This is a genomic window from Pararhizobium sp. IMCC3301 (genome assembly GCF_030758315.1).
Lineage (GTDB): Bacteria > Pseudomonadota > Alphaproteobacteria > Rhizobiales.
In genome coordinates this window covers 3,195,552-3,220,900 of sequence record NZ_CP132336.1, presented here as the reverse complement: position 1 = coordinate 3,220,900, position 25,349 = coordinate 3,195,552, and the positions used below count along the sequence as shown (strand labels likewise).

The window sequence follows — 25,349 nt, the reverse complement described above, 5'->3', positions numbered from 1 at the left end:
GTTGGTCCCATGAAAACGATCAAACTGACCATGGCGCAAGCCATCATACGCTATCTGGCCAACCAATATATCGAAATTGACGGCGAGCGGGTCCGCCTGTGCGCCGGAGGCTTCGGCATTTTCGGCCATGGCAATGTCACCTGCCTCGGCGAGGCTTTGTATCAGCACCGCGAAGAGCTGCCTTTATATCGTGGCCAGAACGAACAATCCATGGCGATGGCGGCGATCGCCTATGCCAAGCAGAAACTGCGCCAGCGTTTCATGTTCGCCACCAGTTCGGCCGGGCCCGGTACAACCAACCTTCTGACAGCCGCCGGCATTGCCCACACCAACCGGCTGCCGCTTTTGCTGCTGTGCGGTGACACCTTTGTCACCCGCCTGCCCGACCCGGTACTGCAGCAGGTTGAACATTTCAACAATCCGGCGATATCGGTCAATGATGCTTTCAAGCCGGTGTCACGATACTGGGACCGCATCACCCACCCGGCGCAGATCATCCAGTCCCTGCCCGCAGCCATCAACACGCTGCTTGATCCGGCAGATTGCGGACCGGCGTTTCTTGGTCTGCCGCAGGATGTCCAGGGATGGGCCTATGAGTATCCCGAAGCGTTTTTCACTGAGAAAACCCACCGCATCCGTCGCTTGACTGCGGATGAGCGGGAAATTGCCGATGCCGTCGAGATCCTGAAAAATGCCAAACGGCCGCTTATTATTGCAGGTGGCGGCGTGCAGTATTCGCGCGCCGAAACGGAACTGATGGGGTTTGCCGAAAAGCACAATATGCCGGTCGTCGAAACCATTGCCGGGCGCGCCAATCTGCTGTTTGAGCACCCTTTGAATTGCGGACCGATCGGTGTCACCGGTTCAAATTCGGCCAACACGCTTGCCGGCAAGGCGGATGTTGTGTTTGCCGTGGGAACCCGGTTGCAGGATTTCACCACCGGCTCGTGGACCGTGTTTGCCGCCGACGCTAAAATCGTGTCGCTGAATGCGGCGCGCCATGATGCCAGCAAGCATTTGTCGGTGCCTGTGGTGGGAGATGCGCGCCAGGGGCTTACGCAGCTTGGCGCGGCACTTGGAGCGCATCGCAGTTCCGACCAGTGGAGCGGCTTTGCGCGCAAGGAGCGGACGGCGTGGGATGCCTATGTCGATGACAATATCAAGCCGACGGACAAGGCCGGCAATAATCGCCCGGCGTCCTATGCCCAGGTGATCGGCAAGGTCAATGAATTGTGCGACCCGGAAGACAGGGTGGTTGCCGCTGCCGGTGGCCTGCCTGCCGAAGTGACTGCCAACTGGCGCACAAAAAGTCTTGGATCGGTTGATGTGGAATTCGGCTTTTCCTGCATGGGTTACGAAATTGCCGGGGGCTGGGGTGCCCGCATCGCCCAGAGCGAACAACAGAAAGACCAGGATACAATCGTGTTCACCGGCGACGGGTCCTATCTGATGCTCAACTCCGATATTTATTCGTCGGTACTGACCGGCATGAAGCTTATCATCATGATCTGCGACAATGGCGGGTTTGCGGTGATCAACAAGCTGCAGAACAATACCGGAAACAAGTCTTTCAACAATCTGATTGCCGACAGCAATATCGCAGTTGAACCGTTCGCTGTGGATTTTGAGGCGCATGCCAAGTCAATGGGTGCCGATGGCGAAACGGTGCATTCGATTGCCGAGCTGGGAGAGGCGTTCAAACGGGCAAAAGCCGCCAGCAAGACTTATGTGATCTGCATTCAGGTGGATGCATTTGATGGCTGGACAAAAGAAGGCCATGCCTGGTGGGAAGTCGGCACGCCTTCGGTTTCGCAGGACCCGACCGTGCGCAAGGCTCATAAGGACTGGGAATCCGAGCGCGAGCGCCAGAGGAAAGGCGTGTGATGGCACTGCAGGACCAGATCAGACAGAATAATTTTGTCATTATCGGCCGTGCCGGTGTGGATTTCTATGCCGATCCGCCCGGCACGAAAACAGAACAGGCGACGCAGTTTTTCTCCTGCCTTGGCGGCTCATCCGCCAATATCGGAGTGGCCATCGTCAAGCTTGGCGGCAAGGCTTCGCTGGTAACCTGCGTCTCCGACGATGCGCTTGGCCGGCTGGCGCTCAATGAGCTGGCGAAATACGGCATAGATGCGCGCCATGTCCGCTCCGTCGGCGGCGAGGTCAGAACCTCTCTGGCTGTTGTCGAAACGCGGATTGAAGATCATCAGTCGGTGATCTACCGCAACAATGCCGCTGATTTTCAGATGAATGAAGCCGATATCGACAGGATCGATTTTGCCGGTTTCGGCGCACTCATCACAACCGGAACCGTGCTTGCGGCGCAGCCCTCCCGCGATGCCACAATGAAGGCTTTCAAACTGGCAAAGGCGGCGGGCCTGCCGATCATCTTCGACATTGATTACCGGCCCTATTCATGGTCTTCCGGCGCGGAAGCCGCCAGTGTCTATTCAGCGGCGGCCGATTACTGCGACATCATCATCGGCAATGATGATGAATTCGGAGTGATGGCCGGACGCAAGCAGGACGGCCTGCCGCTGGCCCAGAAACTGGCGCAGGCCAGCGCGCAGATCGTGATTTACAAAAAGGGCGAATTCGGATCGACCACCTTTCATGACGGCGGGTCTTTTCAAACCGGAATCTTTCCCGTGGAGGCGCTGAAACCGACTGGCGCGGGCGATTCGTTTCTGGGTGCCTTCATCGCCTCTCTGGCAGCCGGATTATCGGTGGAAGACAGTGTCGCACGCGGTTCGGCAGCCGCCGCCATCGTCGTTTCCAGAGTAGGATGTGCGCCGGCCATGCCGACACTGGCGGACCTGGAAAACTTCATCAATACGCATGACGGGCTGAGCCCGGTCGATGCCTGAGTACAAGGAACACCGCCATGCATATTCCACCGTTTGACAATCACAACAAACCTGTCGTGGATATTGACGACGCCAATGTGCCACTGAATTATTTCAACATCGTCAAACTCAGCAAAGGGCAGGCTTTCTCCTATTCCGTTCCAGGTTACGAAACCTGTATCGCGCCGGCCACCGGTTCTATCAATGTCGATGTCGAGGGTGAGCGCTATGAGGCCATCGGCACCAGGACCGAAAATGTCTGGGATGGTGAGCCAGAGGGCGTGTATGTTCCGACAGGTGCGAAAGCCACATTCGACTGTGTCAGCAACAGCGCAGAAATTTTCATTGCCGGTGCACGCTATGACAAGGTGCTCGACCCGTTTGCCGTGCGCACAGGCGATATCGACAAGGTTCAGTACGGCTCGGACGACACCAAGACCCACCGCAAGATCAAACATATTCTGGGCACCAAATATCACGACAAGGTGGGCCGTCTGCTGGTGTCGGAACTGTTTACGGTCGGCCAGGGCGGCTGGTCGGGTTTTCCACCGCACAAGCACGACACCGACCGTCTGCCTGATGAAACCCGCCATGATGAGACCTACAATTTCAGGTTCCGGCCGGATCACGGTTTCGGCCTGCAACTGGTGCAGCGCGAAGATGGCAAGGTGGGCGATGCCTATCACCTCGTCGAGGGCTCAACCATCACGCTGGAAAAGGGTTATCATCCCTGTGTCGCGGCACCCGGTTACGAGATGTATTATTTCACCATATTGGGCGGCCTGTCGCAGCGTTCGCTGGTGCAGTATTTCCAGCCCGATCATGCCTATCAGATTGAAACCATCCCCGGCATCAAGGATATGATCGCGAAGTTCAAGTGACAAAAACCAGATGACATTGGCGACACTCAAGGATGTTCTGCAACCGGCGATGACCGGCGGCTATGCCGTGGCTGGCCTGGTGGTGCTGGGCTGGGAAGATGCCAGAGCCTATGTGGAAGCGGCGGAGGAAACCGGACTGCCGGTCATTCTGCAGGCCGGGCCAGGCTGCCGGACCCATACACCGCTTCCTATTCTGGGTAAAATGTTTCGCTATCTGGCAGAGCAGGCAACGGTGCCGGTGGTGTGCCATCTGGACCATGGCTACAAGCAGGAAGAATGTTTTGAAGCTATCGAATCCGGCTTCACGTCAGTGATGTTCGATGGCTCCAAACTGGCGCTTTCAGAAAATATCGACATGACAGCGGGCATTGCCGAAAAAGCCCATGCGGCGAATGTATCGCTTGAGGGCGAGGTCGGCTTTGTCGGCTATGCCGATGGGCCGGCATCTGCCGGTACAACGCCGGAGGAAGCGGCCCGGTTTGACCGCGAAAGCGGTGCCGACGCGATGGCAATTTCAATCGGCAATGTCCACCTTCAGACCGAGAAAAGCGACGGCATTGATTTTGCCGCCCTGCGGGCGATTGAAGCAGTTACCACGCTGCCTTTGGTGCTGCATGGCGGCAGCGGTATCCCCGCTGATATGCGCCGCAAACTGGCTTCCGAAAGCCGGGTTTCGAAATTCAACATCGGCACGGAACTGCGCATGGCGTTCGGCCGGGCGCTGCGCGAAAGCCTGGCAGCCCAGCCGGACAGCTTTGACCGGATTGCCCTCCTCAGCCCTACAATTCCAGCCGTCAAACTGGTCGCAGCACAGATTCTGACGGGTATTGGACCTGCCCGCTAGTGCGCCCTTGAAATCCTGAAACCGTCTATTTCTTTGACCAAAGGCAGGTTTTCCCAGCGATGATTGTCATGCAGGATAATCAGCTTGGAAAGGTCGCCTTGGACTACATCATTGATGCGATCAATCGTCTTGAGCTGATCCCAAACGCTTCCAACAGCATTGTTAAGGGGCACATAGACGCCATCATGATTGTGCCCGGCTATGTTGGTCGAGGAATACACGCAGTCGCCAGATACAACTATTTCCCCACGTGCGCTTTGCAAAATTATGAACTGCTGGCCAATCGTGTGGCCCGGCCCAAAACGAGCGTGAACGCCAGGAAGCACATTATCCTTGTCGCCATCCAGCAATGTAACGCGGTGCTCAACCGACGCGTCGAATATATTTCGCAGATCATCCGGATTGATGATGGCAGTCAGAAACCCAAACTGCGGGGGGAGTGCCATTGCCTCGTGCCAGGAGAGTAGCTCGGATTTTTGAATGAATATCCGCGCATTTGGAAATTTGTGCACCGAGCCTGCATGGTCGAAATGCGCATGACTGAGAATGATGTCCGTAATGTCTGCCGGCTTCACATCGAGTTCTGCAAGTAAGATCAGCGGAGAAATCCATTCAGGCACACCAAAGCGCTCGCTCATTTCCGCGCCGGTGCCTTCGCGCATAAACCCGGTATCAACGAGAATATTATGTGCACCATTTCGAGCGAATACAAAGGCGAAGGGCGTGTCCATAAGGCCTTCATCATGCGTGCCATTTACGAGGGCCGCAACGGGCTGATCTTTGGCGCGCGCGTATTCAAGGACATAGATTTCCCAATTGGCGTTCTTTGCAGACATGAAGTTAACCCTTCTCTAGCTTTCCGCGATCAATCGGCCCAAGCTGGAGAGGCCAACGGCGATGATCAAAATCGTACCCTGGAATATATATTGTGAAAATGTGGGTGCCCCAAATATGTTCAACCCGTTGAAGCCAAAAGCGATAATCAGTGCACCAACGAATGTTCCAAACACATGGAACTCACCATCACGTAAGGTTGCTGAGCCCAGAAAAACAGCGGCGAACGCTGTGAGCAAATAGCTATCGGCGGCGCTGGTTGTGCCGCTTCCCAACCGGGAGGCCAGCAATATGCCGGTCATGGCGGCGCACATGCCTGAAATCACGAAGCCGAGCGTCTTTATCCTGGCGACATCAATGCCTGCTAAACGCGCCGCTGCGGGGTTTCCGCCAACAGCTTGTATTTCCTGACCGACAGAAGTGTGTTCCACCAATGCCCAAAGCGTTCCCAAAACGATTATCATGATGATGATATTATTTGGAATGCCGAACAACCAGCGCCCCAATGAGAGTTGCAGAAAACTTTCAGGAACGCCCGAAACAATGGGCACGCCAGATGTATAGGCAAATGCCAGGCCGGTTAATATGGTTCCTACGCCCAGTGTCGCGATAACCGAGTTCACCTTCATGCGCGTTACGATGAAGCCGTTCACAAAACCGATAATCGCACCAAGTGCGATCACGATGACAATGGCGATTGGAATGGGGATCTTGTTTGAAACAATCAATCCTGTGACGAGCAAACCGTGCAGGCTGGCCGCAAAGCCAATGGACAGATCAAGTTCTCCGACTATGACCGCCATGGTCAAGCCACCGGCGATGATCATCGCCAGCGAAGCCTGATTGATGACATTGGTGAAGTTGCTCACAGAAGGGAACGCCCTGGGGGACAATATCGAAAATGCGATAATCATCGCGGCCAATCCCAAAATGGTGCCATAACGGGCGAACACGCCGAGTGCAATTCGTGCGCTAGGGGAAAGACGTCGTGGTGTATGAGAGTTCTGACTCATTTTGCAGCCCTGTTGTGTTCTTTATCCGTATAGCTGGCAGCAACAATCGCATTACGCGAAAGCGCCTTCCCCCGAAGTTCTTTTACAATGCGACCGTCTGCCATGACCAATACCCGATCGGATAGATCGGGCAATTCGTCCGGCTCCGATGATATCACGATTACGGACATGCCATTTTTGGCGAGATCACGCACAAGTCGGTGAATTTCCGCACGCGCGCCAACGTCAACGCCGCGCGTCGGCTCATCCAGGATCAAAACTTTCGGCTGCCTTAGGAGCCAGCGACCAAGCACGACCTTTTGTTGATTGCCGCCACTCAATTGCCCAACGGACAGGTCGATACTTTGGGTCTTGATCGCGAGATCTCGCACGACTTTTTCAACACCCGCTTTGCGCTTGCCGTAGTTGATGAACGGCAGGGACGGGCTGTAAATGACACTTTCGAGATTGGATAACTGCGCGTTGAAGGCAACGCTTTTGCTCAGGACGAGCCCATCCGCACGGCGCTCCTCAGGCACAAGGCCAAAACCGGCTTTTACTGCTGCGGAAGGAGATTTCGGCGCGTATGTGGCTTCGTTGAATGTCATGGTTCCGGAATCTGGCCGGTCTGCGCCATAGATCAGGCGCGCCAGTTCGCTGCGCCCGGCACCTACCAGACCGGCAACTCCCAGTACCTCCCCTTCGTGGAGTTCAAATGATACTCCATTGACCATCGGTGTCCGGGTAAGGCCGTCAACTTTCAGAATGACTTTGTCGTTGGAAAAAGAAGCGATCTTGGGGCCTGCGCTTTCGACTGCGCCACCAACGATACCCTCAACCAGTCGCTCGCGGGTAAGTCCGTCTTTGCTGATGTCAGCGACCGAATGACCATCGCGAAAAATCGTCACTCTGTCACACAACAGTTCGATTTCGTCCAGGCGATGAGACACATAGAGCACCGCTACACCGGATTTGGAAAGTTCCTGGACGATCTGGAACAGCTTTTCGGCCTCGCTGTTTGAGAGAGATGCCGTCGGTTCATCCATCACAATCAGCCGCGCTTTTTGCACAAGCGCGCGGCAAATATTTATCAACCAGTTTTCAGCCGTCGAAAGCCCTTTGACGCCTGCGTTGAGCGCGGCCGTGATCCCCACGCGGTCAGCGATCGGGCGGACATCCCTTTCAATCGCGGTCCAATCAATAATACCAAATCGGGTTTTCTTGGGAATCCCCAACATGATGTTTTCAAGAACCGTCATACTGGGGATGAAAGCCAGTTCCTGATGAATGAAATTCATTCCCAATTCGGATGATGCGTGCGGGTTGCCCAGCGACTCGGTAGCCCCGTCGATCTCAATTGTTCCTGCATCAGGCTGGACCAGACCAGCCAGGATTTTGATGAAAGTGGATTTGCCCGCGCCATTGGCTCCCACAAGGCCATGCACTTCGCCAGAGGCGATATCAATGTCGACGCCTTGAAGCGCCTTAGCACCTCCGAAAGACTTGGCTATACCAACAGCACGAACCAAAGGGGGCAAAGTGCTCGCCCCCAATTCAGTTGAAGTCACTTGTGTGACGTCCATACTCTGCAAGCTACTGACCCAGTGCGTCAGGGTGCGCTTCGATAAAGCTCTCTACTGTATCCTGAGTCACCAGAATTGCTGCAACCTCCCTGGCCACTGGCTTCCAATCGCTGCCAGCGGCAACTATTTCCGGTAGCAAACTAATCATGTCGAAGCCTTCGGAGTAGCTGTCCTGCCAGGCTGTACCATTCATGTGGCCGTTGCGTATGTTCTCAATTGCCTGAGCATTACCGTTCACGCCATATACGCCCACGTCCGTGCGTCCTTGAGCGCGCAATGAACCGATGGCACCGATGGCCGGATCATCCCAACAGCCCCAAATTGCCAGATTGTCGTCACCGGCTGGATGTGAGGCAAGCCAGGCATTGGCATATTGCGCCCCGTCTTCAAAATAACCTGGAATGCGCACTTCATTGCGGGTGATGGTGATGCCGGGCATATCTGCAGTCATAGCATCAAGCAAAAGCTCACGATCACGGCAAACTTCGCCGGTGCGATATGTCAGCGCAAGAATGCTGCCCTTGCCCTCCAAGTCGTCCAGCATCAATTTGATTGCAGGCTCCGCAACTGGAGCGCCCGAACCGTTTGTTGCTGCAACCGTGGAGCCCAGGCCACCACCCCATGTCACAACAGGAACATTAGCGTCGCCAGCGGCCGCAAGACCGGCACCAATAGAGCTGTATGGAAAGACCATATCAACAACCGCAACTGCGCCGCGCTGGACAAAATTCTGAATGGCTGCATTGGCCTGATCGGCGCTGCCGGCAGCATCGATAACGGATACCTGCCAACCTATTTCCTTGGCTGCAGCTTCTGCACCCTGAATATAGCGGGCATTGTTTGCTTCGTTAGCTGAAATTGAGACGATGCCAATGAGTTTGGCGTCTTGTGCGGAAACAATGCTGGTGGATAGCGCCAGGCTCAGGGCCAGCGCACTTAGCTTCAAGACATTCATGACTTTCTCCCTATGGTTCGGTTGGTTGGATACAATAATCACTATTGTGTTAGCTAACCGATTTGCTAACATCGCGTAACCATCCACCTTATGCAAGCTAAATATTTGCATAATCGGCTGTAATGGGCCATATTCCATGAACCTTTTATAATCTAAACGATTAGCTGGAGTGGGCTGAATGGCTAATATTAAAGATGTCGCGAAAGAGGCTGGCGTTTCCACAGCAACAGTTTCTGCCGTGATAAATGACTCTAGTTTTGTTAGCCCTACCTTGAGAAACAGAGTTCAGGCAGCGATTGACAGATTGGGATATGTCCCCTCGCAAGTCGCCCGAAATCTAAAGCGCGGCAGTTCCCAGTTAATTTCGCTGGTTGTGGCGGATCTGGCAAATCCATTCTATGCACGGATAGTTTGTGCAGCGGAGGCAGCTGCGGCGGCATGGGGATATTGTCTTGTGGTGTTCAACAGCGACGAGAAACCTGAAATCGAGAAACGTAACCTGTCGCGAATACGCGCGCTCTCGTGTGACGGGATGATTATGGTGCCAGTTGGTCTGTCCAACCAGTATACTGGCGCAGCAATGAAGGGCCTGCCGCCAATTGTTATGTTCGGGCGGACCACCGAGCAGGACGCCTATGATGCCGTCGTCCTGGATAATCTGGAGGCATCGCGCCAGGTGACAAGTTATTTGCTTGATATGGGACATAAAAAAATTGGCACCATCACAGGACCAATGCATCTGAGCACAGCGCAAGATCGCCACGCAGGCATGCTGGACTCCATGTCCGCGCGTGGCCTCGTCCCGGAAGCCAGCCATGTGCGCAGTGGAGAATTTCGCGAAGATACCGCGTATTCGGTGGCTCGGGATATGCTCTCTCAGCCCAATCCGCCCAGTGCATTGTATGTCGCAAATGGGGTTATGGCGCTTGGAGTGATGCGCGCAGTTTCGGACCTGGGGCTAAAATGCCCTCAGGATATCTCGATTGCCTCAACCGATACTGTTCCAGGGTTCGCTGGAATTCGTCCTAAGCTCACACGCGCTGAACACCCGACAACCGATATGACCAACGAAGCATTGCGTCTGTTAATCGATCGCATTACCCGTGAGCCAAAAGCGCAACCGCGCGAAGTGGTGTTTCAGGCAGCGTTGGTGCTGGGTGAAAGCTGCGCGCCGCCAAGCAACGAGTTTAATTGATGCGCGTGCATCGATTGTGCGACGTCAAAAAAAGGTGGCGCTTTTGCTGAAGCATTTATTGTTCGTGGTAAAGTTGGTGCTGGAAAAGGGAAAGTATTTTTCGACTTAGCAGTTTGCCGAAAAACGATATCAATCCCTTGGCAAGCGGCACTCTCGTGGAGCACTCTGTGAATTTCACGCCAAATCACTAATTTGCGCGGCCAGAGATGCCAGATTTGATCCGCATCTTACCGCTTTTTACCGCTTACCGACTTTTTCAGAATCCTGTTAGACATTCAGCCAGGGGCATTCGCTGGATTGAAGCGTTTGAGTGAATTGTATTACATCATACGCTTTCGCACCTTGGGTCTGCGATCAAACATCCTAGCCGAAAGTCGTGTTGCGCATTGGCTCGGATTTCTAGAAATTACCCGGATCGCGGATAACAACTAAAAAACAAAAATACGCGTGGGAATTGTAACTGCCACAGGCAGTTTTCGGGAAACGCTTAGAGGATAGCCAAAATGATTGATCTCAAATTGAACCGCCGCGGCCTTTTGAAAGGCGCGGCAGCCGTGGGAGTGGGTCTGTCCGCTCCCCAGTTCTTCATTCGCGGCGCAAACGCCTATACCAACGAACCAAAGGGCGGCACCGTTACGCTGGGCTTCAACGTGCCTCAGACACGTGCTTATGCCGATGAAGGCGCCGATGAGTTGCGGGCCTATGAATTGGCCGTTGAGCATCTCAATGGCGAAGGCGATGGCGGGATGCTGAACACGTTCTCATCCAAAGCTCTGGAGGGAAATGGCGTCCTTGGGAAGAAAGTCGCGTATGTAACCGGGGACACGCAGACTTTGTCGGATGCGGCACGCGCGTCTGCCAAGCGGATGATCGAAAAAGACGGTGCGGTGATGATTACCGGCGGGTCTTCCTCCGGTGTGGCGATTGCGGTTCAGGGTCTCTGCCAGGATGCGGGCGTGATTTTCATGGCCGGCCTGACGCACTCCAACGACACCACCGGAAAAGACAAACGGGCCAACGGTTTCCGCCATTTCTTCAATACGGAAATGACCGGTGCGGCGCTGGCACCAGTGTTAAAGAATGCATTTGGCCCCGACCGCCGTGTCTATCACCTGACCTCTGATTATACATGGGGTTGGTCGCAGGAAGGCTCTATTCAAAAATACACAGAACCCTTTGGCTGGGAAACAGTCGCTGCTGTCCGCACGCCTGTCGGTGCAGGTGATTTCTCACAATATATTACTCCGGTCCTGAATTCCGGAGCAGATGTCCTGGTGTTGAACCACTACGGCAAAGACATGGTCAACTCGCTTCCGCAATCAGTGCAGTTCGGTCTGCGTGACAAGCAGGTCAACGGCAAGAATTTCGAGATTGTGGTGCCGCTGTTCTCCCGCCTGATGGCGCAGGGCGCAGGTGATGCGATCAAAGGTATCTTCGGTTCAACCAACTGGAACTGGTCGCTGCAGGATGAAGCCTCGAAAGCCTTCGTCAAATCCTTCGGCCAGAAATATGGCTTCCCGCCAAGTCAGGCAGCGCACACCTGCTATTGTCAAACCATCTTGTATGCAGATGCTGCACAGCGTGCCGGAACCTTCAGACCAAGCGAACTTGGCAAGGCTCTGGAAGGCTACACGTTCGATGGTCTTGGCAACGGCCCGACAGAATATCGCGCAGCCGATCACCAGTGCTTCAAAGATGTTCTGGTGGTGAAAGGTAAAGAGGAGCCTGCCTCCCCGCATGATTTGCTGGAAATTGTGGAAGTGACCCCTCGCGCGCAAGTGGAATATCCAGCCGACTTGCTGGGTGGAGAACTTGGCCCGTACAACGATGGTGTCTAACCACTAGCTAAATCCAAATCCGATCACCCGTTGGGGTGATCGGAACTGATTCAGGGACCCAGGACGATGGACACAATTCTCCCGCAAATTCTGAATGGGCTGGATAAAGGCGCTGCATACGCGCTTATCGCACTTGGCCTCACATTAATTTTTGGCACATTGGGCGTGGTAAATTTTGCCCATGGCGCACTCTTCATGCTTGGTGCTTTTTGTGCCGTCACCATGAAAGCCCTTTTGGGCCTGGAAAAAGTCACTCTGGACCCCACACAAACGACTGCGTGGGGCTCGCCGCTGGAAATCAGAGTTCCCTATATTGAAACCTGGCTTGGTGATTTTGGCCTGCTGCTCCTGGATTACTCGGTTCCGCTATCCATTATTCTGGCAATTCCGGTCATGCTGATTATTGGTGTTGTAATGGAGCGCGGGCTTATCCGGCATTTTTACCATCGAACACATGCCGAGCAAATATTAGTGACTTTCGGATTGGCAATCGTGCTGCAGGAAATTGTAAGAAGTTTCTTTGGTGCGAATCCAATCCCGCAACCGGCACCCGAGATTGTATCCGGCTCAGCAGATATGGGAATTTTGCTGGGCCTTGATCCGGGAACAATCGTTTATCCGATGTGGCGTATCGTATATCTGGCGTTTTCAGGCGTCGTCATTGCCGCAGTTTTTGCATTTCTGCAATTCACCACGTTCGGCATGGTGGTGCGCGCCGGTATGGCGGACCGGGAGACGGTGGGTCTGTTGGGCATTGATATCGACACGAGATTTACCATCGTCTTCGGCCTTGCGGCTGTGGTGGCGGGCATAGCGGGGGCTATGTACACCCCCATTCTCAGCCCGGATTACAATATGGGCATGGACTTTCTGGTGCTCAGCTTTGTGGTGGTCGTTGTCGGCGGTATGGGTAGTCTGGGCGGTGCTGTGACCGCCGGATTCCTGCTTGGCATCCTGCAGAGTTTCGCCTCAATGAATGAAGTCAAAACCATACTCCCCGGCATCGATCAGATCATTATCTATCTGATCGCAATCGTCGTGTTGCTGGTGCGTCCACGCGGCCTGATGGGTCGCAGAGGCGTGATGGAGAGCTAGAACATGATCAGCATCCTGAAACAGCGCAGCGACTTAATCCTGCTCATCATCTTCACCGCAGCCGTGCTGGCTGGTCCCGTCATTCTTGAGCCGATCGGTGCGGGCTATCCCGATCTGTTGCAGAAATTCGCGATTTTCGGCATCTTTGCGATTGGCTTCAACATTCTGTTCGGCCTCACGGGCTACCTATCTTTCGGCCATGCAGCCTTTCTCGGTGTTGGCTCCTATACGGCGGTCTGGACCTTCAAACTGTTGAGTATGAACCCGATCCCCGCGCTGATCCTGGCGATAGTCGCCGGCGGCGTGTTCTCACTGCTGATCGGCTGGGTTTCACTGCGCCGGTCAGGTATTTACTTTTCAATTCTGACGCTCGCTTTTGCCCAGATGAGCTACAATCTGGCCTATTCGGTGTTAACGCCGATTACCAATGGTGAGACAGGCCTGCAACTCACACAGTCTGACCCCAGGGTACTGGATGCCGCCTTCGGCCGTGACTATGGTGCAATGCTGCCAACGCCGGATTTGTTCGGCATCAATATGGGTGGCTATCCCGGCTTCTATTTCTGCGGCATTATGCTGATCATCTGCTTTTATTTGTCCATCCGGATTTTCCGCTCGCCCTTCGGAATGATGCTGCGGGCGGTCAAATCCAACCAGAACCGGATGAATTATACCGGTCTCAATACACGGCCCTATGCGCTGGCCGCCTTCGTGATTTCGGGAATGTTCGCTGGTCTGGCGGGGGGCTTGCTGGCGGTCACCGATCCGCTGGCAGGTGCCGAACGCATGCAGTGGACTGCTTCGGGTGAAATCGTCCTGATGACCATTCTGGGCGGCAGCGGCACGCTGCTCGGACCGGTGATCGGCGCTGGCGTGATCAAATATTTTGAGAACATCTTCTCCGCCTTCAATGAATCCATCCTGCTGCAGGCCTTCAGTTTCCTGCCGGAAAGCCTGCAACACGCCTTTGCATGGGTCGCGGGGCTGTTTGTCGGTGAAGGCTGGCATCTGACTCTGGGTGCACTGTTCATGATCATCGTCATCTTCCTGCCTGGCGGACTGATGGAAGGGGCGCAACGGATCATCAATTTATTCAAACGCGGAGCGGGAGGCGACAGGACCGACAAAGCGGCCGGTTCCGCGCCGGCACCTGCAGAATAGGAACGCACGGAATGAGTATTCTTTCAGTTCAGAATGTGAACAAGCGTTTCGGCGGGTTGAAAGCACTGGACAATGTCAATCTGGAGATCGAAGAGGGCACGGTTCACGCCATCATCGGACCCAATGGCGCGGGAAAATCCACTTTACTGAACTGCTTTATCGGTCGGCTCGAGCCGGATACGGGCACGGTCGATTTTGCCGGTAAATCACTGCTTGGCATCAAGCCTCATGAAATCAATCAACTGGGTGTCAGCCGGGTGTTTCAAACGCCCGAAATCTTTGCCGATCTGTCGCTGGTGGATAATGTCATGATCCCGGCATTTGCCAAACGCGATGGCGCTTTCAAGGTCAATTGGTGGCATCCCGTTGGCGATGAAAAGGACATTCGCAGCAAGGCAATGGCGATGCTGTTTGATCTTGGTCTGGAAGACAAGGCTCTGGAAATTGCGGGCCAGCTGTCACGCGGTGACAAGCGGCGTCTGGAACTGGCGATGTGCCTGGTGCAGGATCCGCAATTATTGCTGCTCGATGAACCGACAGCAGGCATGGCGCGAGCCGATACCAACAACACCATCGACCTGCTGAAGTCTATCTCAAAACGCAACATTACGATGGTTGTGATCGAGCATGACATGCATGTGGTGTTTTCGCTGGCAGACAGAATTTCCGTGCTGGCTCAAGGCACGGTGATTGCCGAAGATGTGCCACAGAAAATCAAGGGCAATGCGAAAGTTCAGGAAGCCTATCTGGGAGGCGCGCATCTATGAGTGTGACACCTATCGACAGCACTGCAGCACCAGGGGTTGCCCCGAGCAAGGCTCAAGGCGGACAGTCGGCCTATTTTTCGGCGTGGAATCTGCACGCCTATTATGGCGAGAGCTACATTGTGCAGGGTGTCAGCTTCGATATTCGAGAAGGTGAAATCGTCGCTCTGCTGGGCCGCAACGGGGCCGGCAAGACCTCAACCCTGCGTGCCATTTCCCGGGTTACCAATCCCAGTTTGCGTCATGGTGAAATCTGGCTTGACCACAAGCCGCTACACGAAATGAAAGCCTATCAGGCGGCGCAGAACGGCGTGGGACTGGTGCCCGAAGACCGCCGCATCATTCAGGGTCTGACGGTTGAGGAAAATCTCAAACTGTCGCAAATCGCGCCGCCGCATGGCTGGTCCCTTGAGCGGATTTACGAGCTGTTCCCAAGGCTGGCGGAACGCCGCAGCCAGGAGGGCACAACCATGTCGGGGGGCGAGCAGCAGATGCTTGCACTGGCGCGCATTCTGGCCCGCGATATCAAATTGTTGCTGCTTGACGAGCCCTATGAGGGTCTGGCCCCGGTGATCGTTCAGGAGATCGAAAAAACACTGGAAGAAATCAAATCTCTTGGCATGACGACAATTATTGTCGAGCAGAATGCGATTGCCGCGCTGCATCTGGCAGACCGGGCGATCATCCTTGATATGGGTCAGGTTGTGTTTGACGGGACCGCCCAGGAGGTTCTGGACAATGCCGAGCTGCGTCAGGAATATCTTGCGATCTGACAGGCCGCGCCTGAAAGGCAGCGGTGTGGCAATGCCGGAACCGCCCGATCCCGGCGCGAATAAAGACAGACTCTGCGAATTTTGCACCTATTGATGGTCTTGGCCGTGCTGTTTCGTCTATGCTGCCCGGCAGCAATGGCGATTCACCAGGGACATGTGCATGCTTGATGATCTGATTGACCACAACCGCCGTTGGGCTGCCGAGCGATCCCGCGAGGATCCTGAATATTTCAGCCGCCTGTCCGCGCTTCAGCGCCCGGACTTTCTGTGGATCGGCTGTTCCGACAGCCGCGTGCCGGCCAATGTCATCACCGGGCTGGAACCGGGCGAGGTATTCGTTCACCGCAATGTTGCCAATCTGGTGCATCGCGGCGACATGAACCTGTTGTCGGTGCTGGAATATGCTGTTGAGAACCTTGAGGTCAAACGCATCATCATCTGCGGGCACTATGGCTGTGGCGGCGTCAAGGCGGCGATTGACGGGCAGAGACACGGCCTGATTGACCATTGGCTGCAGCCAGTCCGCGATGTGGCCACAAATGCGCATCAAGAATTGGCGGCAATTGCCAATGAAGACGAGCGCTTCAACCGGCTGTGCGAATTGTCAATTGAAACCCAGGTCGAGACACTGGCCCGTACTCCGATCATGCAATCAGCGTGGCGCGAGGGCAAGGATATCGAGATTCATGGCTGGGTCTATGGGCTGAATGACGGATTGTTGCGCGATCTTGACTGCACCTGCGGAGCGCAGGCGCAGCGCGATGATCAGACGCACCTGGAGTTTCTGCGGGACACTTCACAAAAGACCTGACATGGAAGTATGAATCGATTTAGCCAATGCTCATCGCAAGCACGCGGCTGATTTCCTGCAATGATCTGCCGGACTGTTTCTGCCACAAGGTAAAGGCATCCTGAACCGTGCGCATCGCCTTTTGCGAGGTTGGCGCCTTGTCGATAACGCCCTCCACCATCAGCCGGGCGACGACATCGCGGGACAGGATGAAACCGTCGCGGCCCATGCTGCGCAAAGCATATTGCGCTGTGGTGCCGCCGAGACGGGAGCCGCGTTTTTTCAACAGGGCCAGCAAACCAACAAAATCGTCGGAGGGCCATTCTGCAAAGGCGGCAGAAGCGCTGCCATGCTGTTTTGCCAGTTCGATCAGAAACACGGCGTTTTCCTGAACTGATCTGATCTTCGCACCATGGCGGACGATTCTTCTGTCTCCGGTTAGCGCGGTCAGATCTTCGTCGGTCAGCATGGCGCAGCGACCCGGATCAAAGCCATGGAAGGCGGCTTGGAAACCCGGCCACATCTTGTCGACAACTTTCCAGTTGAAGCCGGCTTGAAACACGGATTTTGACAGGCCGGAAAGCCAGTTCTCATCTGTGATGGCGCGCAACTCATCTGCACTGAGCGGCGGCGGCAGAAGCGCATTCAGCGCCTGCGGGCCCCCTTTGCGCTTTGCGGCGATCGCGAAAATATCGTCAAATGACTGCATGATCGAAGTCAGATTTCCCTGCCGGTTTCTTCAACCGTTACCTGTTCGGGAAAAAAAGCAATCAGGCCTTTCAGGGATCTGGTCGCGTCAAAGGGCCGGTCATAGGTCCAGGCGAGCGGCTCGCCGCCTTCACCGGCGAAATAGCTGGCGTTACCTTTAAGTGGACAATGGGTGCTCTTGCCGGCAATCGGCTTAAGCCCGTCACGGACATCTTCTTCCGGTATGTAGAACACCGGATCATAGATATCCCTGCCGATTTCCGTCAGTCTCATGGCTGCATGTGTATCAGCCAGAACGGTCTCGCCTTTCAGAACCCGGACCCGCCGCGGCACTGGTTTCAAACGCATGAAATGGCGCGGTTCATCCGGATTGTGGATGGTCCGGGTCGCCATTGTAATGTGTTGCTGTGGCATGGTGTTGTTCCCTTCTCCATACTTGATATGCGCATGGCAGGGACGGATCGCAATGCTGTCGCATCATCAGCGCCGTTGTCAGCCGCCTTCAGCCGCACGGAACCAGTTGACGATCATGCGGCGCTCTTCCTCCTCCATCCAGCTGACATTGGCAGGCGGCATGGCATTGGTCGCTCCGGCCTGGAGAAAAATCGATCTGGCGTGCTGGGCGACCTGCGCCGGGGTTTCCAGTCGCACGCCTTTTGGCGGCCAGCGGACGCCCTCCCAGACCGGTTCATTGGCGTGGCACATGGAGCAGCGTGCCGAAACAATGGCGCTGACCTCGTCAAATGAGGCGGCGTCGGCGAATTTCTGCTGCACCGGTGTCAGTATGTCAGTGGCCTGCTCTGCCCTGTCCGCCTGATAAAGCGGGGCCAGAGACAGGATCATGATCAGCGAGAAGATGATCGCTGTCGCCAGCCAGGTCCAGGTCGGATTGCCGGTGCGGGCATGGCGCGAGTTGAAATAATGACGGATGGTGACGCCCATCAGAAACACCAGGCTGGCAATTACCCAATTATATTCGGTGGCGAAAGCCAGCGGGTAATGACCCGACAGCATGAAAAAAATCACCGGCAGGGTGAGATAATTATTGTGGGTGGAGCGTTGCTTGGCGATGCGGCCATATTTGGAGTCGGGTCTGCGGCCGGCCTTCAGATCGGCCACCACGATGGTCTGGTTGGGGATGATGATGAACGCCACATTGGCAGACATGATGGTAGCGGTGAAAACGCCGAGATGCAGCAATGCCGCGCGCCCGGAAAAGACCTGGGTGAAGCCCCAGGACATGGCCACCAGAATGCCAAACAGCAGCACCATCAAAAAGGTGCTGTTCTGGCCGAGCGGGCTTTTGCAGAGCTGGTCATAGGCGAGCCAGCCAAACACGATTGAACCGAGCGAAATCGCGATCGCCGCCGGAACCGGCAGGTCCATGACATTGGCATCGACCAGATAAAGATCGGCCCCCAGATAATAGACCAGCCACAGAAGGGCAAATCCGGAAAACCAGGTCCAGTAGCTTTCCCATTTGAACCAGGTCAGATGTTCCGGCATGGCTTCCGGAGCAACCAGATATTTGCGGATGTGGTAAAATCCGCCGCCATGGACCTGCCATTCTTCGCCGTGAGCCCCTTCCGGCAGATTGGCCGCTTTGCGCAGGCCCAGATCCAAAGCGATGAAATAGAAGGAGGAGCCAATCCAGGCAATCGCCGTGATGACATGCAGCCAGCGCACACCAAATTGCATCCACTCGGTAAAAATCGCCAGATCATACATGTGTTGTCTCCTTCCAGACGCCCGGTTTCAAGAAGTCCGGTCCGCGTCGATCATAGCGGCCTTTATTATTTTGAGAACCGCTCAAATTCCCGAGGACTTTCAAAATTATCCAAATAATTGTAGAATCGAAGCATGAGCTATGTTGTCAATGTGCGCATGTTTGTGCGGGTTTTTGAACTGGGAAATATGTCAGCAGCCGCAAGGGATCTACGGGTCTCTGCGGCAGTGGCGTCGAGCCGCATTGCCGAGCTTGAAAAACATCTTGGTGTCCGGCTGTTCAACCGCACCACACGCCGCTTGCAGCCGACCGAGCACGGCAAGGTGTTTTATGCCGGGGCGAGCAAGATTCTGGAGACAATCGAAGACGCGGAAGCGGCGGTGGTGGAAATCACCCAGAATCCGCGCGGCTCGATTTTCGTCGCTGCACCCCTTGGAGTCGGCCGCCGTTTCATTGCGCCCCATGTGCCGTCTTTCAAGGATCGCTATCCGGAAATCGATGTCCGCCTGCGTATGTCCGACCGAAAAATCGACATGGCCGAAGAAGGCCTTGATGTGGCCTTTGTGCTGGGACATCTGCAGGATTCAAACCTGAAGGCGCGAATGATTGCGCAGTGCAAGCGGGTTTTGTGCGCGGCACCAAACTATATCAGGCTGCGCGGCCATCCCGCCCATGGTAATGATCTGATCAACCGCCAGCATGATTGTCTGCAATTGCGCTTTCCCGGCACGCCGGAATTTCGCTGGCTGCTCCAGACACCCGCTGGTCCGGCAGCATTTGATGTATCCGGCCCGTTTGAATCCGACGATGGCGATGTGCTGACACAATGGGCGCTTGAGGGGCACGGCATCGTCAACAAGCCGGTGTTCGAGGTGGTCGATCATCTCCAATCCGGCGCGCTGGTGGCCGTTGCCGAGGCGACGCCGCCGGTTGCGGTGCAACTGGCCTGTCTTTACCCGCACCGCACCTTTCAGGATCCGAAAATCCGCCTGTTCATAGATTTCATGATTGCGCGCTGCCGCATGGAACTGGAAAAACGCAGATTGCCGTAAGTGTTGGCAGGCAGGTCGGGCTGGATGAATGGAACTGAGGCGAAAGTCTCTTTTGTTTTATTTGAAAATGAACTTATTCTTTTGATATACAATCAAATCCGTATTGGGGGGATAAAGTGTGAGTCGCTATCTGCGTGACATGTATGGCTATGGTGGCGACACGCCGGACCCGAAATGGCCCGGCGGCGCGCGTATCGCTGTCCAATTCGTCATCAATTATGAAGAAGGCGGCGAAAACAACATACTCCATGGCGATGCGGCCTCTGAGGCCTTTCTGTCAGAAATTGTCGGCGCGGCCGCCTGGCCCGGTCAACGCCACTGGAATATGGAATCGATTTACGAATATGGTGCCCGCGCCGGATTCTGGCGGCTGCACAGGCTGTTCACCGAGTTCGATATTCCGGCCACTGTCTATGGTGTCGCAACCGCGCTTGCCCGCTCTCCGGCGCAGGTCGCCGCGATGCAGTCGGCAGGCTGGGAAATCGCCAGCCACGGGCTGAAATGGATCGAATACAAGGATTATGCGCCGGAAGACGAGCGCGCCGATCTGATAGCCGCCATCGATCTGCACACCGAGGTAACCGGCGAGCGGCCCACAGGCTGGTACACCGGGCGCTGCTCGGTCAACACTGTGGATCTGGCCAGCCAGGAGGGTGGATTTGACTACGTTTCCGACAGTTATGCCGATGATTTGCCTTACTGGTATCACAGCGATGAGAAAGACCAACTGATCATCCCCTATACGCTCGACGCCAATGACATGCGGTTTGCCACACCGCAGGGTTTCAATGCGGGCGAGCAGTTTTACCAATATCTGAAAGACAGTTTCGACACGCTCTATGCGGAAGGCGCGGCCGGGCATGCAAAGATGATGTCGATCGGACTGCATTGCCGCCTGATCGGCAGGCCGGGCCGTGTCATGGCGCTGCAGCGCTTCATGGAATATGCTAAATCCCACGACAAGGTCTGGTTTGCCCGGCGCATTGATATTGCGAAACACTGGCAGGCAACCCATCCTGCTTCTGCCACGATGCCTGCCCGCAACACGCGCCCCTCGCGCATGGAAAAAAGTGCGTTTATCACAACATTCGGCGGTGTTTTTGAGCATTCCGCCTGGATTGCCGAGCGTGCCTTCGACGATGAGTTGGGTCCGGCACATGATACCGCCATTGGTCTGCACAATGCATTGGCGCGTAAATTCCGCGCTGCCAGCGACGCCGAACGTCTGGCAGTTCTGACCGCGCATCCCGATCTTGCGGGAAAGCTGGCGGCAGCGAAGCGGCTCACTGCTGAATCGACCTCCGAGCAGGCATCGGCGGGACTTGATGCGCTGACCGATGCGGAACGGGCGGCGTTTCAGGACCTCAATTCGGACTACACCGCCAAATTCGGCTTTCCCTTCATCATCGCGGTCAAGGGTCTTGGCAAAAGCGCAATCCTTGCGGCCTTCAAACGGCGCATCGAGCATGACCGCGAGACCGAATTTTCCGAAGCCTGCCGCCAGGTTGAACGCATTGCCCTGCTGCGGCTGCAAGCTCTGCTGCCATGATCGAGAAAAGGATTTGCCGTGGCTAAGCCGAATTATTATGCGCCTCAGGGTGGCCTGCCGGAACAGACCCGTCTGCTGACGGACCGGGCGGTTTTCACCAATGCCTATGCGATTATCCCGAAAGGCGTGCAGCAGGATATTGTCACCAGTTTTCTGCCATTCTGGGAGAAAACGCGGCTCTGGGTGCTGTCGCGTCCGCTGTCGGGCTTCGCCGAAACTTTCTCGCAATATATTATGGAAGTTGCGCCGGGAGGTGGCAGTCAGAAGCCGGAAATCGATCCTGCTGCCGAAGCCGTGCTGTTCGTCGTTGCAGGCGAGTTGAGCCTGACGATTGAGGGAACCGTCCACACAATGGCGCAAGGCGGTTATGCCTTCATTCCGCCCGACACCAACTGGACGGCACAGAATTCCGGGACAGACGCGGTCCGCTTCCACTGGATCAGAAAAGCTTATGAAAAGGTCGATGGCATCGATTTTCCACCGGCCTTTGTCACCAATGAACAGGACATTGCGCCAAGCCCGATGCCGAAGACCGAGGGCAAATGGGCCACAACGCGTTTCGTTGATCCTGAGGATATGCGTTATGACATGCATGTCACCATCGTCACCTTTGAACCCGGTGCCGTGATCCCGTTTGCCGAAACCCATGTCATGGAACACGGGCTGTATGTGCTGGAAGGCAAGGCGGTTTACCACCTCAATCAGGACTGGGTGGAGGTTGAGGCCGGCGATTATATGTGGCTGCGCGCGTTTTGCCCGCAGGCCTGCTATGCTGGCGGGCCCGGCAAATTCCGCTATCTGCTCTACAAGGACGTCAACCGTCACATGAAGCTGGGGACCGGGTCAGCCGTGGCCGGGCCGCGCTGAATATGGGCCGCGTCCTCCAAATCCAGCAACTCACCCGGGCGGCGTTTGCCCCTTTTGGCGATGTGCTGGAAGCCAGTGGCACAGCTGACAAGATCATCAATCAGGGCCTGTGCGGGCGCTTTCACGATCTCGCCACGCTGGATTTTTGCGGCGACACTGCCAGAGCGGGCATCAGCCTGTTCCGTTCCAAAGCCCGCACTCTGCCCTACAGGCTTGAAATGATGGAACGTCATCCGCTGGGCAGTCAGGCTTTTATTGCCATGTCGGCTGAGCCGTTTCTGAGCATTGTGGCGGCGGATGAAAACGGCCGGCCGGGCACACCACTTGCATTCATCACAGCACCCGGACAGGGTGTGAACTATTACCGGAATATCTGGCATGGCGTTCTGACGCCGCTGGCAGAACCGGGGCTGTTTGCCGTTGTCGACCGGATCGGCGAAGGCGAAAATCTGGAGGAGCACTGGTTCAAATCCCCTTTCCTGATTGAAAGAACTGAACCGGGCTGAATTGGCCCATCGGGGCCGGATTGCCATTAACAGGAGGCTAACATGGCAGCAGATACGTCTATCGGGACAGCGGAACAACTCCGTGATCCCAATTACACACCACCGTTGCACAAGGCTGTGCCGCTGGGTATCCAGCACGTTCTGGCGATGTTTGTGTCGAATGTGACGCCAGCGATCATCGTTGCAGGCGCTGCCGGATTTGGCTTCGGGTCGAATTCTCCGGATTTTCCGGAATTGATCTATATGATCCAGATGTCGATGTTCTTTGCCGGCATTGCAACCTTGTTCCAGACGATCGGATTGGGGCCGATCGGAGCAAAATTGCCGATCGTGCAGGGCACCAGCTTTGCATTTGTTCCCATCATGATCCCGCTGGTGGCGGGAAAAGGCGTTGAAGCGCTTCCTGTCCTGTTCGGCGGTGTCATGATCGGCGGCCTGTTCCACGCCTTTATCGGCACCTTTATCGGCCGTATCCGGTTTGCGCTGCCGCCCCTGGTGACAGGACTGATTGTCACCATGATCGGCCTTGCGCTGGTGCGCATCGGCATTCAATATGCGGCTGGCGGCATCCCCGCCATGAACACACCGGAATATGGTAGCCTGCTGAACTGGTCAGTGGCCCTTGTGGTGATCCTGGTCACACTGGGCCTGAAATTCTATGCAAGGGGCATGTTGTCTGTGTCCGCTGTTCTGATCGGGCTTCTGGCCGGTTATGTCGTGGCCTATGCACTGGGCATGGTAAGCTTCGCAAATGTAGCGCGGGCCGCTGACTTTGCCATTCCCGATCCGTTCCATTTCGGCTTCGAATTCAGCATTGCGGCAGTGGTCGGGTTCTGCCTGATGGCCTTCGTCTCTGCGGTTGAAACCGTGGGCGATGTTTCAGGTATCACCAAAGGTGGTGCCGGCCGCGAAGCCACCGACAAGGAAATCACCGGAGCCACCTATGCCGACGGGCTGGGATCGGCCGTTGCCGGTGTGTTTGGCGGACTGCCGAACACCTCCTTCAGCCAGAATGTCGGTCTGATTGCAATGACCGGAGTGATGAGCCGTCATGTCGTGACAATCGGTGCTCTGTTTCTGATAGCCGCGGGCCTGGTGCCGAAAGTCGGTGCCGTGATCTCGACCATTCCCATCGAGGTTCTGGGCGGCGGTGTCATTGTGATGTTCGGCATGGTCGTTGCCGCTGGTATTTCCATGTTGTCGGATGTCACCTGGAACCGGCGCAACATGGTGATCTTTGCGGTTTCGCTGTCCATTGGTTTCGGTTTGCAACTGGAGCCAAACGCGCTGCAATATCTGCCCGACACATTGCGCATTCTGGCAACAACCGGCCTGCTGCCGGCGGCCTTGATTGCAATTGTGCTGAACCTCGTCCTTCCTGAGGAACTGATGGAAGACCAGACCGAGGAGATTTCCGGCGGTATGGGAGGACACGACTGAGGGCTGGCTGAAGCCTTGAGTTTTCAACATATAAAGCCCCGCTTCGGCGGGGCTTTTTTATGGACCTCTGGCAAGGGAGGTTGACCGATAGTGGCGGCTTCGATCTGCCCTTATCGCGAATGTGCTGAACCAGAGCGCTTCAGCAACGAAAGCTCCGTGGCCTCGTCTCCACCTCACACGATCAGTTCTGCGATTCATCCAACAGGGAACTGCTTAAAGCCGGGGGTGAGACCTCCAGTACGCCGAGGGCGTCAAGTCCGCCGAGAATTGCATCCACTGCGATTGTCGCCAGCACGATGCCCATCACCCGGCTGATGATGCTTGCGCCGGTGTTCCCGATCACCTTGTGAACGACGCTGGCAGCGAGCAGAAGCACAAGTGTCAGTAGGAGAACGATGATAAGCAGCCCCGCTGTCACTGTCTGATCGGCCAGCGACTCGGTATGGTTATCCGTCAGAACAACTATTGCCAACATCGCGCCTGGCGACGCGATGGAGGGCATGGCAAGCGGAAACACCGCTCCGGCAAGGTGATCGCGTTCGGCTTCCTCAATCTCACGAGCGGGCTTGGATTCGCCGAAAATCATGGTCATCGCAAACAGGAAAAGCACGACCCCGCCCGCGATCTGAAACGAGCCAAGGCGAAGTCCCAGCGTTTCGAGCAGAAATTGACCGCCGACAAGAAACGCAAGCAGCACCAAAGTCGCGATACCGACCGCGCGCAAAGCCAACCTGCGATGCAGGCGGGCCGGCACATTTTGCACCGCAAACAGAAAAACAGGAATGGTTCCAACCGGATCAATGACCACAAGGAGCGTTACAAACTCCCGTATGAGGGATGTCCAGTCTATGGCCAAATCAATTCTCCGAACATGGGTCTCTCACGGTCAGCACCATGTTCCAAAGTTTACATAAAAGGATTTTTTATAGTGTTGACATAAGCGGCAG

At 55.5% G+C, this 25,349-nt stretch carries 24 protein-coding genes; 16 read left to right on the top strand and 8 right to left on the bottom strand.

Going from position 1 to position 25,349, the window contains the following annotated elements; translation table 11 throughout:
* Positions 1 to 9: 9 nt before the first annotated feature.
* From iolD to RAL88_RS15545, 4 genes are read left to right on the top strand one after another with little or no spacing between them, the layout of a single operon-like run.
* Positions 10 to 1,884: a 3D-(3,5/4)-trihydroxycyclohexane-1,2-dione acylhydrolase (decyclizing) gene (iolD, locus tag RAL88_RS15560; protein WP_306264777.1), complete on the top strand. Its 1,875-nt coding sequence runs from the start codon at positions 10 to 12 to the stop codon at positions 1,882 to 1,884.
* Entirely contained in the window at positions 1,884 to 2,870 is a 987-nt protein-coding gene (gene iolC / locus RAL88_RS15555; protein ID WP_306264776.1) for a 5-dehydro-2-deoxygluconokinase, read from the top strand. The genes iolD and iolC overlap by 1 nt, the downstream gene beginning before the upstream one ends.
* Positions 2,871 to 2,887: 17 nt before the next feature.
* Entirely contained in the window at positions 2,888 to 3,730 is an 843-nt protein-coding gene (locus tag RAL88_RS15550; RefSeq protein ID WP_306264775.1) for a 5-deoxy-glucuronate isomerase, read from the top strand.
* A gap of 10 nt (positions 3,731 to 3,740) precedes the next feature.
* The gene (locus RAL88_RS15545) at positions 3,741 to 4,574 is read left to right on the top strand and encodes a class II fructose-bisphosphate aldolase (RefSeq protein WP_306264774.1); all 834 of its coding nucleotides are present in this window, start codon (positions 3,741 to 3,743) and stop codon (positions 4,572 to 4,574) included.
* Here RAL88_RS15545 and RAL88_RS15540 read toward each other — a convergent pair.
* From RAL88_RS15540 to RAL88_RS15525, 4 genes are all read right to left on the bottom strand, one after another.
* A complete protein-coding gene (locus RAL88_RS15540) occupies positions 4,571 to 5,305 on the bottom strand; it encodes an N-acyl homoserine lactonase family protein (protein ID WP_306264773.1) in 735 nt (244 codons plus the stop codon). The genes RAL88_RS15545 and RAL88_RS15540 overlap by 4 nt on opposite strands.
* A gap of 120 nt (positions 5,306 to 5,425) precedes the next feature.
* Positions 5,426 to 6,421 carry an ABC transporter permease gene (locus tag RAL88_RS15535; RefSeq protein WP_306264772.1) on the bottom strand — a complete coding sequence of 332 codons (996 nt, stop codon included), beginning with the start codon at positions 6,419 to 6,421 and terminating at the stop codon, positions 5,426 to 5,428.
* Complete coding sequence (locus tag RAL88_RS15530) at positions 6,418 to 7,938, bottom strand: sugar ABC transporter ATP-binding protein (protein WP_306264771.1); 1,521 nt, start codon at positions 7,936 to 7,938, stop codon at positions 6,418 to 6,420. Before RAL88_RS15530 ends, RAL88_RS15535 begins: the two co-directional genes overlap by 4 nt.
* A 55-nt stretch (positions 7,939 to 7,993) precedes the next feature.
* Positions 7,994 to 9,076, bottom strand: a complete 1,083-nt coding sequence (locus RAL88_RS15525; RefSeq protein ID WP_306264770.1) for a sugar ABC transporter substrate-binding protein — start codon at positions 9,074 to 9,076, stop codon at positions 7,994 to 7,996.
* 40 nt (positions 9,077 to 9,116) lie between these two features.
* On the opposite strand from RAL88_RS15525, the gene RAL88_RS15520 reads away from it, so the two are divergent.
* The 7 genes from RAL88_RS15520 to can all read left to right on the top strand — a co-directional run bounded on the left by RAL88_RS15520 (position 9,117) and on the right by can (position 16,575).
* Positions 9,117 to 10,133, top strand: coding sequence for a LacI family DNA-binding transcriptional regulator (locus RAL88_RS15520; protein WP_306264769.1), 1,017 nt, complete (start codon positions 9,117 to 9,119; stop codon positions 10,131 to 10,133).
* A gap of 503 nt (positions 10,134 to 10,636) precedes the next feature.
* Positions 10,637 to 11,971, top strand: coding sequence for a substrate-binding protein (locus tag RAL88_RS15515; protein WP_306264768.1), 1,335 nt, complete (start codon positions 10,637 to 10,639; stop codon positions 11,969 to 11,971).
* 66 nt (positions 11,972 to 12,037) lie between these two features.
* Entirely contained in the window at positions 12,038 to 13,066 is a 1,029-nt protein-coding gene (locus RAL88_RS15510; protein ID WP_306264767.1) for a branched-chain amino acid ABC transporter permease, read from the top strand.
* Between the two features lie 3 nt (positions 13,067 to 13,069).
* Complete coding sequence (locus tag RAL88_RS15505; RefSeq protein WP_306264766.1) at positions 13,070 to 14,227, top strand: branched-chain amino acid ABC transporter permease; 1,158 nt, start codon at positions 13,070 to 13,072, stop codon at positions 14,225 to 14,227.
* Positions 14,228 to 14,238: 11 nt separating this feature from the next.
* The gene (locus RAL88_RS15500; protein ID WP_306264765.1) at positions 14,239 to 14,994 is read left to right on the top strand and encodes an ABC transporter ATP-binding protein; all 756 of its coding nucleotides are present in this window, start codon (positions 14,239 to 14,241) and stop codon (positions 14,992 to 14,994) included.
* Positions 14,991 to 15,764 (top strand): ABC transporter ATP-binding protein, encoded by a 774-nt coding sequence (locus tag RAL88_RS15495; RefSeq protein WP_306264764.1) that lies wholly within the window; start codon positions 14,991 to 14,993, stop codon positions 15,762 to 15,764. Before RAL88_RS15500 ends, RAL88_RS15495 begins: the two co-directional genes overlap by 4 nt.
* A 160-nt stretch (positions 15,765 to 15,924) precedes the next feature.
* Positions 15,925 to 16,575: a carbonate dehydratase gene (gene can / locus RAL88_RS15490; RefSeq protein WP_306264763.1), complete on the top strand. Its 651-nt coding sequence runs from the start codon at positions 15,925 to 15,927 to the stop codon at positions 16,573 to 16,575.
* Positions 16,576 to 16,594: 19 nt separating this feature from the next.
* Here the strand turns inward: can and RAL88_RS15485 are convergent, their stop codons facing one another.
* The 3 genes from RAL88_RS15485 to RAL88_RS15475 form a co-directional block, all read right to left on the bottom strand.
* A complete protein-coding gene (locus RAL88_RS15485; protein ID WP_306264762.1) occupies positions 16,595 to 17,263 on the bottom strand; it encodes a DNA-3-methyladenine glycosylase I in 669 nt (222 codons plus the stop codon).
* 8 nt (positions 17,264 to 17,271) lie between these two features.
* On the bottom strand, positions 17,272 to 17,676 hold the full coding sequence (locus RAL88_RS15480) for a DUF427 domain-containing protein (protein ID WP_306264761.1): 405 nt from the start codon (positions 17,674 to 17,676) through the stop codon (positions 17,272 to 17,274).
* A gap of 78 nt (positions 17,677 to 17,754) precedes the next feature.
* Complete coding sequence (locus RAL88_RS15475; RefSeq protein ID WP_306264760.1) at positions 17,755 to 18,990, bottom strand: urate hydroxylase PuuD; 1,236 nt, start codon at positions 18,988 to 18,990, stop codon at positions 17,755 to 17,757.
* Between the two features lie 132 nt (positions 18,991 to 19,122).
* On the opposite strand from RAL88_RS15475, the gene RAL88_RS15470 reads away from it, so the two are divergent.
* The 5 genes from RAL88_RS15470 to RAL88_RS15450 all read left to right on the top strand — a co-directional run bounded on the left by RAL88_RS15470 (position 19,123) and on the right by RAL88_RS15450 (position 24,402).
* Positions 19,123 to 20,040, top strand: coding sequence for a LysR family transcriptional regulator (locus RAL88_RS15470; RefSeq protein ID WP_306264759.1), 918 nt, complete (start codon positions 19,123 to 19,125; stop codon positions 20,038 to 20,040).
* Between the two features lie 139 nt (positions 20,041 to 20,179).
* A complete protein-coding gene (gene puuE, locus RAL88_RS15465; protein ID WP_306269718.1) occupies positions 20,180 to 21,589 on the top strand; it encodes an allantoinase PuuE in 1,410 nt (469 codons plus the stop codon).
* An 18-nt stretch (positions 21,590 to 21,607) separates the two neighbouring features.
* Positions 21,608 to 22,456, top strand: coding sequence for a bifunctional allantoicase/(S)-ureidoglycine aminohydrolase (locus RAL88_RS15460; RefSeq protein WP_306264758.1), 849 nt, complete (start codon positions 21,608 to 21,610; stop codon positions 22,454 to 22,456).
* A 2-nt stretch (positions 22,457 to 22,458) separates the two neighbouring features.
* The gene (locus tag RAL88_RS15455; RefSeq protein ID WP_306264757.1) at positions 22,459 to 22,962 is read left to right on the top strand and encodes an ureidoglycolate lyase; all 504 of its coding nucleotides are present in this window, start codon (positions 22,459 to 22,461) and stop codon (positions 22,960 to 22,962) included.
* A gap of 42 nt (positions 22,963 to 23,004) precedes the next feature.
* Positions 23,005 to 24,402, top strand: a complete 1,398-nt coding sequence (locus RAL88_RS15450; protein ID WP_306264756.1) for a uracil-xanthine permease family protein — start codon at positions 23,005 to 23,007, stop codon at positions 24,400 to 24,402.
* Positions 24,403 to 24,583: 181 nt separating this feature from the next.
* Here the strand turns inward: RAL88_RS15450 and RAL88_RS15445 are convergent, their stop codons facing one another.
* Positions 24,584 to 25,258, bottom strand: a complete 675-nt coding sequence (locus tag RAL88_RS15445; RefSeq protein WP_306264755.1) for a MarC family protein — start codon at positions 25,256 to 25,258, stop codon at positions 24,584 to 24,586.
* Positions 25,259 to 25,349: the final 91 nt, after the last annotated feature.

What these genes read in the sequence shown, in the direction of transcription:
- RAL88_RS15505 (WP_306264766.1), top strand. Translation starts at nt 13,070, where the DNA reads ATGATCAGCATCCTGAAACAGCGCAGCGACTTAATCCTGCTCATCATC.
- RAL88_RS15550 (WP_306264775.1), top strand. Translation starts at nt 2,888, where the DNA reads ATGCATATTCCACCGTTTGACAATCACAACAAACCTGTCGTGGATATT.
- iolC (WP_306264776.1), top strand. Translation starts at nt 1,884, where the DNA reads ATGGCACTGCAGGACCAGATCAGACAGAATAATTTTGTCATTATCGGC.
- RAL88_RS15450 (WP_306264756.1), top strand. Translation starts at nt 23,005, where the DNA reads ATGGCAGCAGATACGTCTATCGGGACAGCGGAACAACTCCGTGATCCC.
- RAL88_RS15470 (WP_306264759.1), top strand. Translation starts at nt 19,123, where the DNA reads ATGAGCTATGTTGTCAATGTGCGCATGTTTGTGCGGGTTTTTGAACTG.
- RAL88_RS15495 (WP_306264764.1), top strand. Translation starts at nt 14,991, where the DNA reads ATGAGTGTGACACCTATCGACAGCACTGCAGCACCAGGGGTTGCCCCG.
- RAL88_RS15515 (WP_306264768.1), top strand. Translation starts at nt 10,637, where the DNA reads ATGATTGATCTCAAATTGAACCGCCGCGGCCTTTTGAAAGGCGCGGCA.
- RAL88_RS15540 (WP_306264773.1), bottom strand. Translation starts at nt 5,305, where the DNA reads ATGGACACGCCCTTCGCCTTTGTATTCGCTCGAAATGGTGCACATAAT.
- RAL88_RS15520 (WP_306264769.1), top strand. Translation starts at nt 9,117, where the DNA reads ATGGCTAATATTAAAGATGTCGCGAAAGAGGCTGGCGTTTCCACAGCA.
- RAL88_RS15500 (WP_306264765.1), top strand. Translation starts at nt 14,239, where the DNA reads ATGAGTATTCTTTCAGTTCAGAATGTGAACAAGCGTTTCGGCGGGTTG.
- RAL88_RS15525 (WP_306264770.1), bottom strand. Translation starts at nt 9,076, where the DNA reads ATGGAATATGGCCCATTACAGCCGATTATGCAAATATTTAGCTTGCAT.
- iolD (WP_306264777.1), top strand. Translation starts at nt 10, where the DNA reads ATGAAAACGATCAAACTGACCATGGCGCAAGCCATCATACGCTATCTG.
- RAL88_RS15485 (WP_306264762.1), bottom strand. Translation starts at nt 17,263, where the DNA reads ATGCAGTCATTTGACGATATTTTCGCGATCGCCGCAAAGCGCAAAGGG.
- RAL88_RS15535 (WP_306264772.1), bottom strand. Translation starts at nt 6,421, where the DNA reads ATGAGTCAGAACTCTCATACACCACGACGTCTTTCCCCTAGCGCACGA.
- puuE (WP_306269718.1), top strand. Translation starts at nt 20,180, where the DNA reads ATGTATGGCTATGGTGGCGACACGCCGGACCCGAAATGGCCCGGCGGC.
- RAL88_RS15510 (WP_306264767.1), top strand. Translation starts at nt 12,038, where the DNA reads ATGGACACAATTCTCCCGCAAATTCTGAATGGGCTGGATAAAGGCGCT.
- RAL88_RS15545 (WP_306264774.1), top strand. Translation starts at nt 3,741, where the DNA reads ATGACATTGGCGACACTCAAGGATGTTCTGCAACCGGCGATGACCGGC.
- RAL88_RS15475 (WP_306264760.1), bottom strand. Translation starts at nt 18,990, where the DNA reads ATGTATGATCTGGCGATTTTTACCGAGTGGATGCAATTTGGTGTGCGC.
- can (WP_306264763.1), top strand. Translation starts at nt 15,925, where the DNA reads ATGCTTGATGATCTGATTGACCACAACCGCCGTTGGGCTGCCGAGCGA.
- RAL88_RS15480 (WP_306264761.1), bottom strand. Translation starts at nt 17,676, where the DNA reads ATGCCACAGCAACACATTACAATGGCGACCCGGACCATCCACAATCCG.
- RAL88_RS15455 (WP_306264757.1), top strand. Translation starts at nt 22,459, where the DNA reads ATGGGCCGCGTCCTCCAAATCCAGCAACTCACCCGGGCGGCGTTTGCC.